General features: G+C 71.2%; 13 protein-coding genes and 1 pseudogene. 9 read left to right on the top strand and 5 right to left on the bottom strand.

Annotated features, from left to right (window positions below; genetic code table 11):
• Positions 1-148 precede the first annotated feature (148 nt).
• Positions 149-832 carry a nucleotidyl transferase AbiEii/AbiGii toxin family protein gene (locus ACQEV8_RS18765; protein ID WP_432961675.1) on the top strand — a complete coding sequence of 228 codons (684 nt, stop codon included), beginning with the start codon at positions 149-151 and terminating at the stop codon, positions 830-832.
• Between the two features lie 55 nt (positions 833-887).
• Positions 888-1,361, top strand: coding sequence for a MarR family winged helix-turn-helix transcriptional regulator (locus tag ACQEV8_RS18770; protein ID WP_432961677.1), 474 nt, complete (start codon positions 888-890; stop codon positions 1,359-1,361).
• Positions 1,362-1,390: 29 nt separating this feature from the next.
• On the opposite strand, the gene ACQEV8_RS18775 is transcribed toward ACQEV8_RS18770, so the two are convergent.
• Positions 1,391-2,581, bottom strand: a complete 1,191-nt coding sequence (locus ACQEV8_RS18775; protein ID WP_432961679.1) for an MFS transporter — start codon at positions 2,579-2,581, stop codon at positions 1,391-1,393.
• 70 nt (positions 2,582-2,651) lie between these two features.
• Between ACQEV8_RS18775 and ACQEV8_RS18780 the strand changes: the two genes are divergently transcribed.
• From ACQEV8_RS18780 to ACQEV8_RS18790, 3 genes are all read left to right on the top strand, one after another.
• A complete protein-coding gene (locus tag ACQEV8_RS18780) occupies positions 2,652-3,644 on the top strand; it encodes an ArsR family transcriptional regulator (RefSeq protein ID WP_432961681.1) in 993 nt (330 codons plus the stop codon).
• 9 nt (positions 3,645-3,653) lie between these two features.
• A complete protein-coding gene (locus tag ACQEV8_RS18785; RefSeq protein ID WP_432961683.1) occupies positions 3,654-4,157 on the top strand; it encodes a glutathione peroxidase in 504 nt (167 codons plus the stop codon).
• Positions 4,158-4,245: 88 nt separating this feature from the next.
• Positions 4,246-5,124 (top strand): MerR family transcriptional regulator, encoded by an 879-nt coding sequence (locus tag ACQEV8_RS18790; protein ID WP_432961685.1) that lies wholly within the window; start codon positions 4,246-4,248, stop codon positions 5,122-5,124.
• Between the two features lie 109 nt (positions 5,125-5,233).
• Here ACQEV8_RS18790 and ACQEV8_RS18795 read toward each other — a convergent pair whose 3' ends face one another.
• The 3 genes from ACQEV8_RS18795 to ACQEV8_RS18805 form a co-directional block, all read right to left on the bottom strand.
• A complete protein-coding gene (locus ACQEV8_RS18795; protein ID WP_432961687.1) occupies positions 5,234-5,425 on the bottom strand; it encodes a DUF397 domain-containing protein in 192 nt (63 codons plus the stop codon).
• 197 nt (positions 5,426-5,622) lie between these two features.
• Complete coding sequence (locus ACQEV8_RS18800) at positions 5,623-6,480, bottom strand: helix-turn-helix domain-containing protein (protein WP_432961688.1); 858 nt, start codon at positions 6,478-6,480, stop codon at positions 5,623-5,625.
• A 231-nt stretch (positions 6,481-6,711) separates the two neighbouring features.
• Entirely contained in the window at positions 6,712-7,467 is a 756-nt protein-coding gene (locus ACQEV8_RS18805; protein WP_432961690.1) for a GOLPH3/VPS74 family protein, read from the bottom strand.
• 237 nt (positions 7,468-7,704) lie between these two features.
• On the opposite strand from ACQEV8_RS18805, the pseudogene ACQEV8_RS18810 reads away from it, so the two are divergent.
• Both ACQEV8_RS18810 and ACQEV8_RS18815 read left to right on the top strand, forming a co-directional pair.
• A pseudogene (locus ACQEV8_RS18810) lies at positions 7,705-10,538 on the top strand (D-alanyl-D-alanine carboxypeptidase).
• A gap of 196 nt (positions 10,539-10,734) precedes the next feature.
• Positions 10,735-12,630, top strand: coding sequence for an MFS transporter (locus ACQEV8_RS18815; protein ID WP_432961692.1), 1,896 nt, complete (start codon positions 10,735-10,737; stop codon positions 12,628-12,630).
• 19 nt (positions 12,631-12,649) lie between these two features.
• Here the strand turns inward: ACQEV8_RS18815 and ACQEV8_RS18820 are convergent, their stop codons facing one another.
• Positions 12,650-13,489 carry a hypothetical protein gene (locus tag ACQEV8_RS18820; RefSeq protein ID WP_432961694.1) on the bottom strand — a complete coding sequence of 280 codons (840 nt, stop codon included), beginning with the start codon at positions 13,487-13,489 and terminating at the stop codon, positions 12,650-12,652.
• A 92-nt stretch (positions 13,490-13,581) separates the two neighbouring features.
• Between ACQEV8_RS18820 and ACQEV8_RS18825 the strand changes: the two genes are divergently transcribed.
• Both ACQEV8_RS18825 and ACQEV8_RS18830 read left to right on the top strand, forming a co-directional pair.
• Positions 13,582-14,370 (top strand): SDR family oxidoreductase, encoded by a 789-nt coding sequence (locus ACQEV8_RS18825; protein ID WP_432961696.1) that lies wholly within the window; start codon positions 13,582-13,584, stop codon positions 14,368-14,370.
• A 126-nt stretch (positions 14,371-14,496) separates the two neighbouring features.
• Positions 14,497-16,062 carry a sodium:solute symporter family protein gene (locus ACQEV8_RS18830; RefSeq protein WP_432961698.1) on the top strand — a complete coding sequence of 522 codons (1,566 nt, stop codon included), beginning with the start codon at positions 14,497-14,499 and terminating at the stop codon, positions 16,060-16,062.
• The last annotated feature ends 9 nt before the right edge of the window (positions 16,063-16,071 follow it).

Below are 16,071 nucleotides of genomic sequence, written 5' to 3' on the forward strand. Positions count from 1 at the left end.
GGTCGAGTGCCGCGCCGCTGTGCCTGGTCGCGACCACGCGGCGGAGCCGCATATCGAGCACAGCCCCGCGCCCCTGAAAAGCACGGGGCGTTCCCCCGTCCGGGCCCATCACCTCAGCCGCCCGCAGCCCCCGGACGATAATCAGGGAATGATCACCCCACCACCCGTCCCCGAGCCGCTCAGCCGTCTCGTCGGGGATCTTCTGGCGGTCGGTGAGGAGTACTCGCTCGTCCTCGCGGGCGGGTACGCGGTGCTGGCGCACGGGCTGGTGGAGCGGGCCGGGCCGGATGTGGACGTGGCGACCGAGGACCCCGCCGGGATGGAGGCCATCGCCGATGCCGTCCGGGCCGGGCTGGTGGCGCGCGGCTGGCTCGTGCAGACGCGGGAGACCGAGCCGCTGTCCGCCCAGTTCCTCGTCACGGACGCGGCGACCGAGGAGGAGTACGACGTCGGCGTCCACAAGGAGGTGCTGTGGCGCCCGCCCGTGCCGACGGAGCTCGGGCCCGCGCTCTCCCTCGACGACCTCGTCGGCACCCGGGTGCGGGACCTGGCCGACCGCGGACTCGCCCGCGACCTGGTCGACGTACACGCCGCCTCGGCCCGCTGGAGCCACCCCGAACTCGAGGAGCTCGGCCGTCGTCACGCTCCCGACACCTTCGACCTCACCGACCTCCAGGCCCGGCTGACCGGCACGGACTGGATCGACGACCGGGCGTTCACCGTCCATGGTCTGGAGGTCTCCGCCGTCGCCGGGCTGCGCCGCTGGGCGCAGGAGTGGGCCGACGACATCGCGGAACGGCTCATCGAAGGCGAGGCACCGGACGAGGAGTGACCGGTACTCCACCGACCCGCCCGAGGCCGGTCCTACCGCTCGGTACCCTGACCCGATGGGGAACGGGGCAGGCGGGCAGGTGGGTGTCGTCGCCGCGCTGGTGCGGGCGGCGTTCCTGGTGGACGGTGTCTACGCGGAGGCCAGCCGGGCGTACGGACTGACGCCCCAGCAGGGACAACTGCTCTGCGTGCTGATGCCGCAGCCGTACGGGATGGGGGAGCTCGGGGAGACGCTCGGGCTGGCGAAGTCGAGCCTGACCGGGCTGGTGGACCGGACGGTTCGCCGCGGCCTGGTACGGCGGGAGGCGGATCCTCGGGACGGCCGGGCCGTGCGGGTGGGGCTGACGGAGGAAGGCGCCTCGCTCGCCAGGCGGTTCTACGCCGAGACCGTACGCCGGATGGAAGCCCTGCCCTCCGGGCTCAACGGGGTGGAGCGGGAACGGCTGGCCGTGCTGCTGTCGCGGGTCGTGGCCGACAACGCGGTTCCCGAGGTGTTCGTGGAGGCGGAGCGGGAGTTCGGCGTCGAGTAGCAGGATGCGCGACGGCCGTTCGGCGGCGGTCACGACTCCCGGGCCAGGGCCGGCACCGCCCGCTCCTCGCGCCTCCCCGCCGCCACCAGGGACAGCGTCACTCCCGTCGACACCGTGGCCATCGCCGTCATCGCCACGGCCGGAGAGGTCAGTTGGGCCACGGAGCCCGCGAGCGCCGCGGCCACGCCCTGCATCGTGAGCATGCCCGCCGAGTGCAGGCCCAGGGCATGGCCCGTCAGGTCGTCGGGGGTCAGGGCCATCAGACGCCCCTGCTGCACGAGGCTCGCGCCGAAGCCGACGGAGGCCAGCGTGACCGCGGCGGCCGCGAGCGGGAGCCGAGGGTGCAGGAGGAACGGCAGGTACGGGACGGCCAGGAGCAGCAGGAGCGGGAAGCCGAGGCGGGGGCGCAGCCGCGGCGGGACCAGGCGGCCCACCAGCACGTCCCCGGCCAGCATGCCCAGCGCGGCACAGGCGAACAGGGTGCCCGCGGACTCGGGGGCGTAGGAGACGTAGAGGGATTCGCAGCCGACGATCAGGCCGTTGGGGATCCAGAGGGCCAGATAGACCTGGCGGCGGGGCGCGGACGACCACAGCAGCGCGTTGGCGCGCCAGGTCGCCGCGACCGAGGGGCGGCCGGACGCACGGGGCGGGCGCGGGGTCAGGCACAGGTGGATCACGGCCGCCGCCACGACGTAGAGCGCCGCCGAGAGCAGCAGACTCACCCGTGGTGAGAGGACCGCCACCAGGACGCCTCCGGTGGCGTATCCGAGGACCTGAACGATCCCGGCCATCATGTTGAAGACGGAACGCCCCAGCATGAAGCCGTCCTTGGAGAGGATCTCGTTCACCAGCCCCCAGCGCACTCCCCCGCCGAGCGAGGCGACCAGGCCTTGGCCGAGGAGAACGACGAAGACGGCCCAGACAGGCAGCGCGGGCAGGGCGAGAACGGCCGTGGCGGAGGCGAAGAGGAGGGAGATTCCGGTCAGGGTGGACCGCGGGGGCAGGCGGTCGGCGCCCGACAGCAGGAACGTCGCCCCGAGCACCTGGGTCAGCGAGGGCCCGAACATGCTCAGCGCCGACAGCAGGGGAGACTCCGTCGCCCGGAACACCAGGATGCCCAGGGCCAGCCCGCCGATCGTCTGGGCCATGACGTTGGCCGACGAGGCGAGGAAGAGTGGAGTGAACTCCGGGGTGCGGAACAGTTCGCGGTAGCTGCGCATGCACGGAGTCTCCGGCGCCCCGCACGGCGCGGTTATTGTTTCGCGCAGGTGCGAAACATCGGGGGTGCGCATGGGCTGGTGGCAGGTCAACGCCGACACCCTGGCCGGGAGCCGGTTCGTGCTCTCCCCGCTCGCCGAGACCTTCGCCTGCGTCCAGCTGCTGCACCGGGGCGCACCCGCGCACCCCGGCGAACAGGCCTGGCTGCGCGACCATCTGCCCGGCTACCGGGCGCGACTGGCCGCCGACCCCGTGACCGCGCTCCTCGTCCGCGCCGGACTGGGCCGGTCCTGGATCGCCGACTTCCTCACGCCCACCCCGAGGAGCGGGGAGACCTTCGAGGAAGGAGTGGCACGGGTGCGGGCGGCCCGTCCTGACGAGGCCCGTGCCAACCTGCGGATCTCCCTGGCCGGCCCGCTTCCCGCGGCCCTGGACCGGGACGACCTGCCCGAGCGGGCGGCCGGCCTGCTGTCCTACGTCTGGACCGAGACCGTACGACCGGACTGGGACCGGCGCCGGCGGGTGCTGGAGGCGGACGTGGTCGCCCGGACCGCGCAGGTGAGCCGGGGCGGCTGGGCGGCGGCGCTGGACACGCTGCGACCGGGCCGGACCCGGTGGCTGGGCGACAACCGGCTCCAGGTGAACCTGCACGAGTACCCGCCCCGCGAGATCTCGGGCGCCGAGCTGCTGTTCGTGCCGGTCACCCCGAAGACCGGCTGGGTGTCCTGGGAGGAGCCCGACCGGTACGCGGTGGTCTACGCGTGCGCGGGCGCACTCGCCGACCCCGGCGGCAGGGCCGTGCCCGCGAGTCTGGGCGCGCTGCTCGGCACCGCCCGCGCCGGTGTGCTGGTCCGGCTCGGCTCCCCCTTGAGCACCAGCCAGCTGGTCGCCGTGACCGGGCAGGGGCTCGGCTCGGTGGGGCGGCACCTGCGGGTGCTGCTGGACGCCGGGCTGGTGGAACGGCGGCGGGCGGGCCGGTCGGTGCTGTATTCGCGGACGGCGGCGGGGCAGGTCCTGATGGACGCGGTGGAGGCCGGCAACCGGGCCGACACCCGCCGGAGCTAGCATCCGCTCATGACGACTACCAACGGTTCCTCTCCCCTCGACGTCGAGATCGGTGCACTGCAGGGCGGTTCCGCCGACCTGTCCCAGTACACGGGCAAGGCCGTGCTCGTGGTGAACGTCGCCTCCAAATGCGGCCTGACCCCCCAGTACACGGGCCTCGAGAAGCTCCAGGAGCAGTACGCGCAGCGCGGCTTCACCGTCCTCGGCGTGCCCTGCAACCAGTTCCTCGGACAGGAGCCCGGCAGCGCCGAGGAGATCGCCGAGTTCTGCTCGGCGACGTACGGCGTGTCCTTCCCGCTGACCGAGAAGGTCGAGGTCAACGGCGACAACCGGCACCCGCTGTACGACCGCCTGACCGGCTTCGCCGACGCCGAGGGGCACAGCGGTGACATCCGCTGGAACTTCGAGAAGTTCCTCATCGGCCGGGACGGCCAGGTCGTCGCCCGCTTCTCGCCGCAGACCGAGCCGGAGTCGGACGAGGTCGTGACGGCGGTGGAGGCCCAGCTGGTCTGAGGGGCGCCACCTGCCTCGGACCCGGCCCGTTGACCTTGCCCCTGGGGCAGGCCCGAGTGTCCTCGTCACCGGGCGGAAGAGCCGCCCGGTGACGGAGGATGCCGTGGTGGACGTACCGGACCAGGAACTGCTCACCATCGGGGCGTTCGCCGCGCGCGCCCGGCTCTCGGCCAAGGCCCTGCGGCGGTACGACCGGCTGGGGCTGCTGGCCCCGGCGCACGTCGACGAGGCCACCGGCTACCGCTACTACCGTGCCGGCCAGGTCGAACGGGCCCGGCTCGTGGCGATGCTGCGGCAGCTGGACATGCCGCTCGCCCGGATCGCCGAGGTGGTCGCGGCGGGCGACGGGCCCACGGCGGCGGCGCTGCTCGGCACGTACTGGGCGGATGTCGAGGCACGGGTCGCGGGGCAGCGGACGCTCGCCGAGTACCTCCGTGGACGACTGTCGGGGAGGAGCTCCGAAATGTACGAGAAGTTCGCGGTCGAGACGGTGGACGTGCCCGCACAGGTGGTGATCACCGAGACGCGGCATGTGCTGGCGGGCGAGCTGCCCGCGTGGATCGGGGCGTCGCTGGGCCGGCTGGAGTCGGCGGCCCGGGAGTGCGGCGGCGTCACGGCGGCGCCGTTCGTCGTCTACCACTCCGAGGTGTCGATGGAGAGCGACGGCCCCGCCGAGTCCTGTGTGCCCGTGGCCGACGAGGCGGCGGCCCGGGCGTGGGTCGAGAAGCACGGCCGGAGCTGGGGGACGAAGGTGCGGGTGCAGCCCGCCCAGCGGCTGGCCTACACCCGGATCACCAAGGCGCAGGTGGCCCACCCGCAGATCATGGCGGCCTTCGAGGCGGTGGAGGAGTGGATCACCCGGGAGGGCCTGGAGCAGGCGGGCCCGTGCCGGGAGGTGTACTTCGCCGACTGGGAGGCGACGGGGGCGGAGGATCCGGTGTGTGACGTGGCGTTCCCGGTGAGCTGACCGCCCCCCTCGGAGAACTCCGGGCACGAGCGGAGCCCTCTCGGCAAGGACGGCGATGCTGGTCGAGAGGGCTCTGTCGGTGGTGCTTGTGCTGTTGTCGTTCGCGAGGTCAGGCCTTGACCGAGGTCACGAACGCGCTCCACGCGTCGGCGGGGAACGCCAGCTTGGGGCCCTCGGGGACCTTGGTGTCCCCGAGCTCCAGGGCCTCGTCGACGGTCGACCTGACCATCACGCACGCGCCGTTGTTGTTGGTGTAGGAGGACGTCGTCCACGTTTCCGTGGCGCCCAGACGAATTGCCATGTTCGCTCCGTAGCCAGTTGCGTTTACGCCAACCCGTGCTGGTGGGTGGCGTGATCGACGCTACTCGCCAACATCCTCGTTCGGAGCAGCCATTCACTCGACTGGATGGCATATTCCAGGGGAGACTTCCAGTCAGGCGTGTCAGAGGTGTAGCATCCCGCACTTTGCCCGTCTGAAGGCGCTCGCCCGACGGCGGATCAGCGCGCGTAATCCTTCGCCATACGCTCGATGAGCTGCCGCGACTGGTCCACGTTCAGCGACTGGGCGCGCAGATGCTCGTACATCACCGTGTACTTCTGCACGTCGAGCGGCTTCTCCAGGTACAGGTCGCTGGTGACGCCCTCGATGTACACCACGCTCGAGTCGGCCGCGTCGGCGAACTCCAGGATCGAGTACTGGCCGTTGATGCCGGCGTGCGCGCCGACCTCGAACGGCAGGACCTGCACGGTGATGTGGGGCAGCTGGGACATCTCGACGAGGTGCTCCAGCTGCTCGCGCATCACCGGGCGGCTCCCGACGATCCGGTGCAGGGACGCCTCGTCCAGGACCACCCACAGCCGCAGCGGGTCCGTGTCGGCGGTGATACGTCCCTGCCGGCGCAGCCGGACCTCGACGCGCTTGTCGTTGTCCGCGTCGGACGCCTCGGGCGAGCCGCCCCGGATGATGGCCTCGGCGTACGCGCGCGTCTGCAACAGGCCGGTGACGATCTGCGGTTCGTAGACCCTGAGCGATTCGGCGTCCGTCTCCAGGCCGATGTAGACGCTGTAGGGGATGTCCCCGAAGGCGTGCCACCAGCCCTGCTGCCGGGAGTCCTTGGCCATCTGCATCAGCGAGTCGACGATGCGCTGGTCCTCCACCTCGTAGACACCGCACAGATCGCGCACGTCGCGCTGGCTGATGCTGCGCCGGCCGTTCTCCAGTCTGCTGATCTTCGACTGTGAAACCAGCAGCCGCTCGGCGACTTCTTCGGCCGTCATGCCCTTGAGCTCGCGGAGCCTGCGGAGCTCCTGGCCCAGCCGGCGCCGCCTGACGGTGGGATTGACATTGGACGCCACGGGACGTGCACCTCCGGCTGCGTGCCTCTACTTTGCGTATCTGCTGTTGAGCAGACTGCCACCAAGGTGCTTCCTACCGCTGGGAAACGGTGGATATGCGACGGGTACACGCCAGTTCGGACAGGCACGCCGAGCGGGGCGGGGAGAGTGTGTGCTCTCCCCGCCCCGCTCGGACAGCGGCTCCCGTGACCGGGTCGTGGGTGCGGCCTGGTGCTCGTGGTGCGGCGCGGCTCAGTGGGCCGGGACGCGGGCCATGCTCGCGCGGTGCGGCTGCATCGGAACACCGCGGGCGGGTTCCGGTGCGGACCTGGCTCCGCCGGCGGCCTGGCGGCCGGGCGGTGCCGGGTTGCGGCGCGGCTGCGCGGCCGCGCCGTTCTGGACGTCCATCACGGCGTGCGCGACGAGACCGCCCATGGGGTCGTGCCTGATCAGGTCCCGCAGCCGGGACCGGGACGAACGTCCCTCGTTCCCCGGATACAGGTGCTTGCCGAGGCCGACCGCGTGTGCCAGTGCGGCGAGCGCGGCGGTCCGCGGGTCCGGCGGTACGCCGGTGCGGATCGCTGAATCCAGCCTGGCCCTGATCTCCCGGCTGATCTCGGTGTCCGTCGCCTGGTAGCGAGTCGTCGGCAGCACTCCGCACATCTGGCCGGCCACGGCATGCACCATGCCGCACCGCTCCAGATGCGAGAGGTAGGTCTGGCGGAGCCCCAGTCGCGGCCCGCCGATCCAGTGGACGGCCCGCACGGGAGCGCCACGCCTTCGCAGCAACTCCAATGCGCAGTCCAGTGTTGGATCTCCAGTCGGCCGTGGTGCCACCACGGCGATACGATCCCCGTCTGGGGCTATCCGTCCGGCCAGCGCCAGCTCTACTAGCTGTGCTCCGGCCAGACCGAGGTCGAGCGACTGCGGCTGTGCAGTGGTACCCGTGGTCGGGTCCAATGCCAGCAGCAGAAGCTCCTCCGGAATTGTTCTGCGGCTCCTGCCCATCCATGCCTCCCCGCGTGGATGAAAGACAGGGTGACCCCTCTCACATTGGTCTGTCGAGGGTGCGTGACCGGTTCGTAGTGGAACCAGTAGGTATGTCGTTCTCGTCTACCGGATGGGTTCGGTCCCCACACAGGACACTGGTACATGGTTCGGACAGCGCCGGGGGAGCGGTGTCACGGTGGCGGTTCACGGTTCGTTACGCGTACGCGGGGAGTGCGGCGCGAGGAGGAGGCATCGGTGGCGGGCGAGTCCCCCGACAGGTCGAAGAAGCGCGAGTCGTCGGCACAAGAGACGTCGGGGAGCGCGAGTCCGGTTCCGGAGGCCAGGAGCGAGGCGCCCGCGGAGTCCCCCCGCGATCCGCGCCTCTCGGTGGCCCGGGACACGGAGAAGTCCTCCGCACGCGGCGGCGTCGATACGGCGACCCGCGTGTTCTCCGTCCGCACCCCGGAGGAGCCGACGGACACGCCGCGCGATGCCGTCCCCGACTCCAAGGGACCCACGGACGCGACGCCTGACGCCGAGCAGGGCGACGGAGACGGCGACGCGGGTGCGGCGGGTGACTCCGGTCAGGGTGGCAGCGACGCGGACGCCGAGGGCGAGGCGGGCGCAGGCGAAGCGGCGGCCGATGAGTCTCAGGCGCCCGCGGAGGACTCCGCGGAGGGTGCCGAGGAGGCTTCCGGCTCCGCCGAGGGCAGTGAGTCCTCCGGCTCCGGCCGGGGTGACGACACCACGGGCGGTGACGGGCGGCTGCGGGACGCGGTGGCCGCGTGGGTCGCGTCGGCGGACGCGGACGAGGACGAGGGCAAGGAGCCCGCCGCTGCCGAGGGTCGGGACGAGCGCGCCGAGAAGGACTCCAGGGACGACCAGGAGGCCGAGAAGGCCGACGCGGACGCCCGGGACGGCCAGGAGGCCACCGAGAGCGTGGGCGAGAGCCAGGACGGGCCTACGGACTCCCGTGAGGCCCAGGACGCCGTAGAGGCGGCGTCCGAGGGCGCCGAGGCGAGCCAGGACGAGGACGACGAACCCGAGGCGGACCGTTCCGCCACCGCCGACAGCACGGACGCGGACGCCTCCGAGACCGACGCCGACAGCGAGCCGGGCACCACCGGGTCCGAGACCGGAACGAAGTCCGCCAGGGGCGACGGCACGGCGAGTGACGCGGCCGGCGCCGCGAAGGCCGACGGCACGGCGGACACCGACGCCGACGCCGAGACCGCCGAGCCCAAGGACCCCCGCACCTCCGACGACCCCGCCGACTCCGACGACTCCGACGACTCCGAAGCCGAGCCGGAGACCGACAGCACGGCAGACACCGACGCCGACGCCGAGACCGCCGAGCCCAAGGACCCGCGCGCCGACGACGACGGATCATCCGCGAAGGCCGACAGCGCGGCGGACACCGGCGACAAGGCTTCCGAGCCCAAGGACCCCCGCACCTCCGACGGCGATGACGACAGCGACAGCGACGGCGAGGCCCAGAAGTCGGGCGACGGTGACAGTCCCGCCGAGCCCCCCGTCGATCAGCCCACCGCCGTCTTCAAGGCCCCCGGCCGGCCGTTGATCAGCCGACCACCATGCTGAAGATCGGGGACGCGGCCAAGGGCAAGGACGCTCCCGAGAAGGACGCCGAGCGGACCAGCAAGTTCGTCGCGCTGAAGCCGCTGGACGCCCCGGCGACGCGGAAGCCGGCCGCGTCGGCCGCACCCGCACCCCCCGCACCCGCCCCCGCGGAAGCCACCGCCCCCGTCCCCACCGTCAGCCCCGAGCGGACCACGCAGCAGCCTCTGCCGCCGCGGCCGCCGCTGGACATGCTGGCCGAGCTGACGAACACCCCGCCGCCCCCGGACACCCCGCTGCGGACGGCCGTACGGCGGGTGAAGATCTGGACGCCGCTGGCGCTGCTGCTCGTGATCGTCTTCGCGGTCGTGCAGAACGTGCGCCCGCTGCCGGCGCCCACGCTCCAGCTCACCGCGAAGGACAGCTACACCTTCGAGGGCGGCAAGGTCGACATCCCCTGGCCGGCCGACGGCCAGGCCGCGCTGGACGTGCAGGGCATCGGTACGTTCGGCTCGTCCGGCGAGCAGAAGCCCGTGCCGATCGCGAGTGTCGCCAAGGTCATGACCGCCTATGTGATCCTGCGCGACCACCCGCTGAAGAGCGGTGAGGACGGGCCGAAGATCGGGATCGACCAGGCGGCCGAGGACCAGTCCGACGCCGGCCAGGAGTCCACCGTCGATGTGACGAAGGGCGACAAGATCAGCCAGCGGGAGGCTCTGGAGAGCATCCTGATCGCGTCCGCGAACAACGTGGCGCGACTGCTCGCCCGCTGGGACGCGGGGTCGGAGAAGGCGTTCGTGCAGAAGATGAACGACGCCGCCAAGGACCTCGGCATGAAGAACTCGACGTACACCGACCCCTCGGGCCTGAACAACACGACCGTGTCCACGGCCGTGGACCAGGTGAAGCTCGCCCGGGCCGCCATGGAGCAGCCCGCCTTCCGCGAGGTCGCGACGATGATGTCGTACGTCGACTACAAGGGCACCAAGCACGACAACTGGAACCGCCTGGTCGGCTACAACGACGTCACCGGCATCAAGACCGGCACCACCACCTCGGCGCTCGGCAACCTCGTCTTCTCGGCGAGGAAGGACGTCGACGGCGAGACCCACCGGGTCATCGGCGCCGTGGTGCGCCAGCCCGCCGGCGGTCCGGACAACACGATCCTGGGCGCCGCGCTCCACGAGGGCGACAAGCTGATCCGGGCCGCGCAGGGCGCGCTGGAGTCGGCGACGATCCTGAAGAAGGGCGACATCGTCGGGTACGCCGACGACGGTCTCGGCGGCCGTACACCGGTCGCCGTCACCGAGGACGTGACGGCCGTCGGCTGGGCGGGCCTGTCCGTCAAGCTGACGTTCGCCCCGGACGAGCTGCCGCACACGGCCAAGGCCGGCAAGAAGGTGGGCACGCTCACCGTCGGTGACGGCAGCAGCAGCGCCGTCAAGGTGCCGGTCGCCCTCCAGGAGGACCTCGTGGAGCCGGGCTTCGCGGACAAGCTCACGCGCGTCAGCTGACCCGGGGACGCCCGCCCGCACCACCGCACCCCGCCGCAACGGCCCGTCCGGGCTCCGTCCGGCGGGGTGCGTGCTAGCGTCCCGAATCGGGGCAGGTCGCCGTCCGCGGCGGCGCGGTCGCGAACCGAGGGTGAACGGTACGCGGCCGGGAAGCAGAAGCTGAGAACAGAAGACGGGACACGGGGAGTGCCTTTCAGTGGCCACTGCGGAGCCGACACGCACCGAGAACGCCGAACCGGGCCCGGTATCCGGCCCGCGAATAGGCGTGCCCGCGACCGAGGAATCCGACGCGCGGGGCGCTGACCCACGGGACGCCGACGCACACGGCGCTGACGGCACGACCGGCCGTGAGCGCGACACCCGGCTGCGGAACGCCGTACTGACACTGCGTGAGCGCATGCTGCGCCACCCGGTCCTGTCCGTCACCGGCCTCGCCGGAGTGCTCCACGTCGTCTGGTTCTTCACGTTCGCGAACAGTGGCGGCGACCTCGCCGCGCAGGACGCGTGGGCGGAGTTCGTGGGCCGGCACCCGGACTCGGCGTACAACCTCGCCTGGTACGGCGGGATGCACCCGGTGTCGTACAGCGTCGTGTCGCCGTATCTGATGTCGGTGCTCGGCGTGCGGACGACGATGATGATCGCGGGGACGGTGTCGGCCGGGCTGCTGACGCTGCTCCTGATCCGCAGCCGGTCCGTCCGCAATCCCTTGTGGGCGTCGATGGCGGGCGTGTTCGGGCTGTTCTGCAACGCGGTGTCCGGGCGGGTGACGTTCGGCCTCGGCATGATGTTCGCGCTCGGCGCGGTCGCGGTCGTGTTCTGCTGGCCGTACAGGTGGCGTTACAAGCGCTGGGCGAAGGCCCTGTGCGCGGCGCCGCTGGCCGCGCTGGCCACCATGGCGTCGCCGGTCGCGGGTCTGTTCGTCGGCCTGGTGGCAGTCGCGCTGTTCCTGCAGAAGCGGCGGCCGGGCGCGTGGGCGCTGGGGCTGGCGCCGAGCGCGGTGGTGGGCGTGTCCGCGCTGCTGTTCCCCTTCTCGGGGACGCAGCCGATGATATTCGGCTCGGTGATCCTGCCGGTCGCGTTCTCGGCCCTCGCCTACGTCCTGGTGCCGAAGGACTGGAAGACGGTCCGGCTGACGGCGGCGGTGTACGGGCTGGGCGTGGTGCTGGTGTGGCTGATCAGCTCCCAGATCGGGTCCAACATCACGCGGCTCGCGATGCTGTTCGCCGGGGTCGCGCTGGTGGCCGCGCTGCCGTACACGGTGCCGCGTGGGCGCCGGTGGTACACGGCCGTGGTCGCGTTGGCCGCCTTCGCCGGGTGGATCGGCTTCAAGACGGTCGACGACATCGTGCACACCGCCCCGGCGGCGTCCTGGTCGCGGGAGCTGGCGCCGCTGCTCAACGAGTTGCAGGAGGTCGACGCCGAGACGGGCCGGGTGGAGGTCGTCCCCGCCCGCTCCCACCGGGAGGCCGCCGCGCTCGCCCCGTACGTCAACCTGGCCCGCGGCTGGATGCGCCAGGCCGACATGGAGCGCAACCCCCTCTTCTACGACGACACGCTCAACTCGGCGAACTACCGCGAGTGGCTGCGGCGCTGGGGCGTGCACTACGTCGTGCTGCCGAAGGGCGAGCCGGACGGTGACGGCGGGGTGCGGGAGCGGGCGCTGGTGCAGCGCGGGCTGCCGTATCTGACGCAGGTCTGGGGCGACGCCAACTGGCAGCTGTTCAAGGTCACCGACCCCGCCCCGCTGGCCGAGCCGAACACCGTCGTCGAGCGGGCCGAGCAGGGCGAGATGGTGCTCCGGGTGAAGAAGCCGGGCCGGATCCTGATCCGTATCCCGTACACGCCGTGGCTGAGCGTCGTCGACTCCGAGGGCAAGAGCCTGAAGCCGCCGCAGGAGACGGAGGAGTCCAGGAACCGGCCCGAGGGCGAGCCGAAGACGTACGTCAACGTCAACGGCTGCCTGATGGACACGGAGGAGGACGAGCAGGGCGTCCGGTGGACGGAGCTGCTCGCGCCGAAGGCGGGGACGTACCGGCTGGCGGCGCCGTACCAGTTCCCGCGGGGGCTGCCCTGCCCGCAGGAGCTGCGCTGACCCACCGGCTCCCGGGTCCTCAGCGGAGCCGGTCCACGTAGGTGTCGGTGCCCGGCAGGGTCGGTACGAACGGTGCCACCAGTTCCACCCTGCCGAGCCCCGACTCCGCCACCGCCGTGTCGAGACCGGTGAAGTGGTTCTCCCAGCACTCCCTGGGGTCCGTCTGGAGGAACCACAGCAGGGTCAGGCGGGTGTCGACGCCCTCGACCTGCTTGACGTAGGTCATGCGGTCTCCGGGGAGCGGGGTCGGCCGGAAGGCCGTCACCATCGCCGCCGGGGAGCCCGCGAGGCGCCTCGGGAGGTGGCGGGAGCGCAGCCATTCCAGTAGCTCCGCGCGTTGCTCGGGGGTGTCGGCCTCGACGACCTGGAGGACCAGGCCCGCGTAGGGATGGTCGAGGGCGTGCCGGTCCCTCGGGCCCGCCGCGCCGTCCCGGTAGACGGTCGCCTCGTGGTCCTGGAACGCGGTGAGGACGTGCGTGCGGTCCTGGTAGACACGGCCGTCGCGGTTGAGGCGCTTGTTGATGGAGACCGTCCAGCGCATGTGGTCGTCGTAGCGGCCCGCGGTGATCCAGTACGTGGAGAGGTAGCAGCCCGTGGTGACGGGCTGGGCGATCGCCGACTTCTCGGGGTAGCGCAGGAGTTGCAGGTCCCGGGTCGCGACCCAGCGGCGGCCGGCGTACATCCAGGGCATCGCCATCGCGCCGGCGTAGTAGTGGTCGTCCTCGTACCAGCGGTTGTAGGCGTACTCGTGGCCCGGGTGCGGTTCGACCATGGTGATCAGGGCGTGGCCGGGGTGGGTGCCGTAGGGGCCGACGGCGGCCAGTTCGGCGTACAGCTCGCTGCGGGTGTCGTCGCTCATGCCCTTCCCCTTCGTCGGTGACAGGCCCATACTCTGACGCTCCGTCAGATAAAGCGCCAGGGGTCCGGGTCCGGCTTCGAGGAGGTCCTGCCATGTCACTGCTCGCGGGGAAGACGGTCGTGGTGTCGGGGGTCGGGGCCGGTCTCGGGCGGCAGGTCGCGGCGGCCGTCGTGCGGGACGGCGGACGTGCCGTGCTCGGCGCCCGGACGGAGGCGAACCTGGCGAAGGCGGCCGCCGAGCTCGATCCGGACGGGTCGCGCACGGCGTACCGGGCGACCGACATCGCCGACGAGGCGCAGTGCGAGGCGCTGGCGGGGCTGGCGGCGGAGCGGTTCGGGCGGGTCGACGCGGTGGTGCATGTGGCCGCGCTGGACGGCTACTTCGGCGGTGTCGAGGACGCGGACTTCGAGACCTGGCGCACGGTGCTGGACGTGAACCTGCTGGGCACGCTGCGCATGACCCGGGCCTGTCTGCCCTCACTGAAGAAGGGCGGCGGCGGATCGGTGGTGTTCATCGGGACGCAGTCGGCGGTGGCGGCTCCGTCGCAGGTGCGGCAGGCGGCGTACGCGGCTTCGAAGGGGGCGCTGACGAGTGCGATGTACTCGCTGGCGCGGGAGCTGGGGCCGTACCGGATCCGGGTCAACACCGTGCTGCCGGGCTGGATGTGGGGTCCGCCGGTGCAGGCGTACGTGCGGTTCACGGCACAGACGGAGGGCGTGCCCGAGGCGGCCGTGCTGGAACGGCTGACGGAACGGGTGGCACTCCCCGAACTAGCGGCGGACTCGGATGTGGCCGACGCGGCGGTGTTCCTGGCGTCGGACCGGGCCCGGTCGATCACCGGACAGTCATTGCTGGTCAACGCAGGGGAGTTGATGCGATGAGTTCATGTAGCTGAACCAAGGCCATCACCCCGAACATTTTTACCCCTCCTTGACCTGACCGTCACTTGTCGTGTTCACGCGGCAGCGCCCACGATGAGCGCCGGGCTGACCCCTGGGAGGGCGCACATGAACGGTCTCGACTGGGCCGTGCTCATCGGCTACTTCGCCGTGATGGTCGCGATCGGCGTCTGGTCGCACAAACGCGTGGACAACGTCAGCGACTTCTTCACCGCCGGCGGCAAGATGCCCTGGTGGCTCTCCGGCATCTCCCACCACATGTCGGGCTACAGCGCGGTGATGTTCACCGGGTACGCGGGCATCGCCTACACCTACGGCGTCACCTCCTTCGTCACCTGGTCCTTCCCGATCGCCCTCGGCATCGCCATCGGGTCCAAACTCTTCGCGCCGCGCATCAACCGGTTACGCTCCCGCCTCCATGTGGCCTCCCCGCTGGAGTACCTGAAGAACCGTTACGACCTGAAGACCCAGCAGGCGCTGGCCTGGTCCGGCATGCTGCTGAAGATCGTGGACGTGGGCGCGAAGTGGGCGGCGATCGCGACGCTGCTGTCGGTGTTCACGGGGATCTCCCTCAATCAGGGCATCCTCATCACCGGCTGCATCACGGCGGTCTACTGCACGATCGGCGGCCTCTGGGCGGACGCGCTGACCGAACTCGGCCAGTTCATCATCCAGTTGCTGGCCGGCATCGCCATGTTCGTGGCGGTGTTCGTACGACTCGACGACCACGGCGGCTTCTTCGGCGTCTGGGACTCCCCCGAACTCCAGGGCCACGAGAAGCCGCTGGTCGGCGAGTACGGCACGGTCTTCCTGCTCGCGTTCCTCTTCATCAAGCTCTTCGAGTACAACGGCGGCATGCTCAACCAGGCCCAGCGCTACATGGCCACGCCGAACGCGAAGGAGGCCGAGCGGTCGGCCCGGCTGTCGGCGATCCTGTGGCTGGTCTGGCCGCTGGTGCTGTTCTTCCCGATGTGGATGTCGCCGCTGCTGGTCGAGTCGCAGAAGCCGGACGGCTCCGACTCCTACGCCCTGATGACCGAACAGCTCCTGCCGCACGGCCTGCTGGGCCTGGTCATCGTCGGCTTCTTCTCGCACACGATGGCCATGTGCTCCTCGGACGCCAACGCCATCGCGGCGGTCTTCACCCGGGACTGCGCGCCGGTGATCTGGGCCAGGGCACGGACGTGGAACCAGGGGCAGGGACTGCGGGTCGCCCGGATCGCGACGGTCGTCTTCCTCGGCCTGTCCATGGCGGCGGCGACGCAGGTGAACTCCCCCGCGTTCAAGGACATCATCACGGTCGTCATCAAGTGGGTGGCCGGTCTGATGGGCCCGATGGCCATCCCGATGATGCTGGGCCTGCTGCGGGCGTTCCGCCGCTCCGGCCCGACGGCGGCGCTCATCAGCTGGTCGATGGGCCTGCTCGCGTTCTGGCTGGTGAACTACCCGATCAACTGGAACGTCGAGGGCGGCGTCCCGCTGCAGTACCAGGTCTCGATCCCGCTGGCGGTCTCCCTGATCCTCTACGTCCTCATCGGCTTCATCAAGCCGGAGGACACCCCGGAGCGGCTGGCGCTGATCGAGAAGATCAACACGGACGGGGACGGGACGGCGGCGGTACCCGTACCGGTGGGGCCCTCGGACGACGTGGTGCGGACGACGGTCAAGGAATAAGGCCAGGGG

This window comes from Streptomyces sp. CA-179760 (genome assembly GCF_050937045.1).
Lineage (GTDB): Bacteria > Actinomycetota > Actinomycetes > Streptomycetales > Streptomycetaceae > Streptomyces.

Coding starts and splice junctions, on each gene's coding strand:
- ACQEV8_RS18765 (WP_432961675.1), top strand. CDS start 149: ATGATCACCCCACCACCCGTCCCCGAGCCGCTCAGCCGTCTCGTCGGG.
- ACQEV8_RS18770 (WP_432961677.1), top strand. CDS start 888: ATGGGGAACGGGGCAGGCGGGCAGGTGGGTGTCGTCGCCGCGCTGGTG.
- ACQEV8_RS18775 (WP_432961679.1), bottom strand. CDS start 2,581: ATGCGCAGCTACCGCGAACTGTTCCGCACCCCGGAGTTCACTCCACTC.
- ACQEV8_RS18780 (WP_432961681.1), top strand. CDS start 2,652: ATGGGCTGGTGGCAGGTCAACGCCGACACCCTGGCCGGGAGCCGGTTC.
- ACQEV8_RS18785 (WP_432961683.1), top strand. CDS start 3,654: ATGACGACTACCAACGGTTCCTCTCCCCTCGACGTCGAGATCGGTGCA.
- ACQEV8_RS18795 (WP_432961687.1), bottom strand. CDS start 5,425: ATGGCAATTCGTCTGGGCGCCACGGAAACGTGGACGACGTCCTCCTAC.
- ACQEV8_RS18805 (WP_432961690.1), bottom strand. CDS start 7,467: ATGGGCAGGAGCCGCAGAACAATTCCGGAGGAGCTTCTGCTGCTGGCA.
- ACQEV8_RS18820 (WP_432961694.1), bottom strand. CDS start 13,489: ATGAGCGACGACACCCGCAGCGAGCTGTACGCCGAACTGGCCGCCGTC.
- ACQEV8_RS18825 (WP_432961696.1), top strand. CDS start 13,582: ATGTCACTGCTCGCGGGGAAGACGGTCGTGGTGTCGGGGGTCGGGGCC.
- ACQEV8_RS18830 (WP_432961698.1), top strand. CDS start 14,497: ATGAACGGTCTCGACTGGGCCGTGCTCATCGGCTACTTCGCCGTGATG.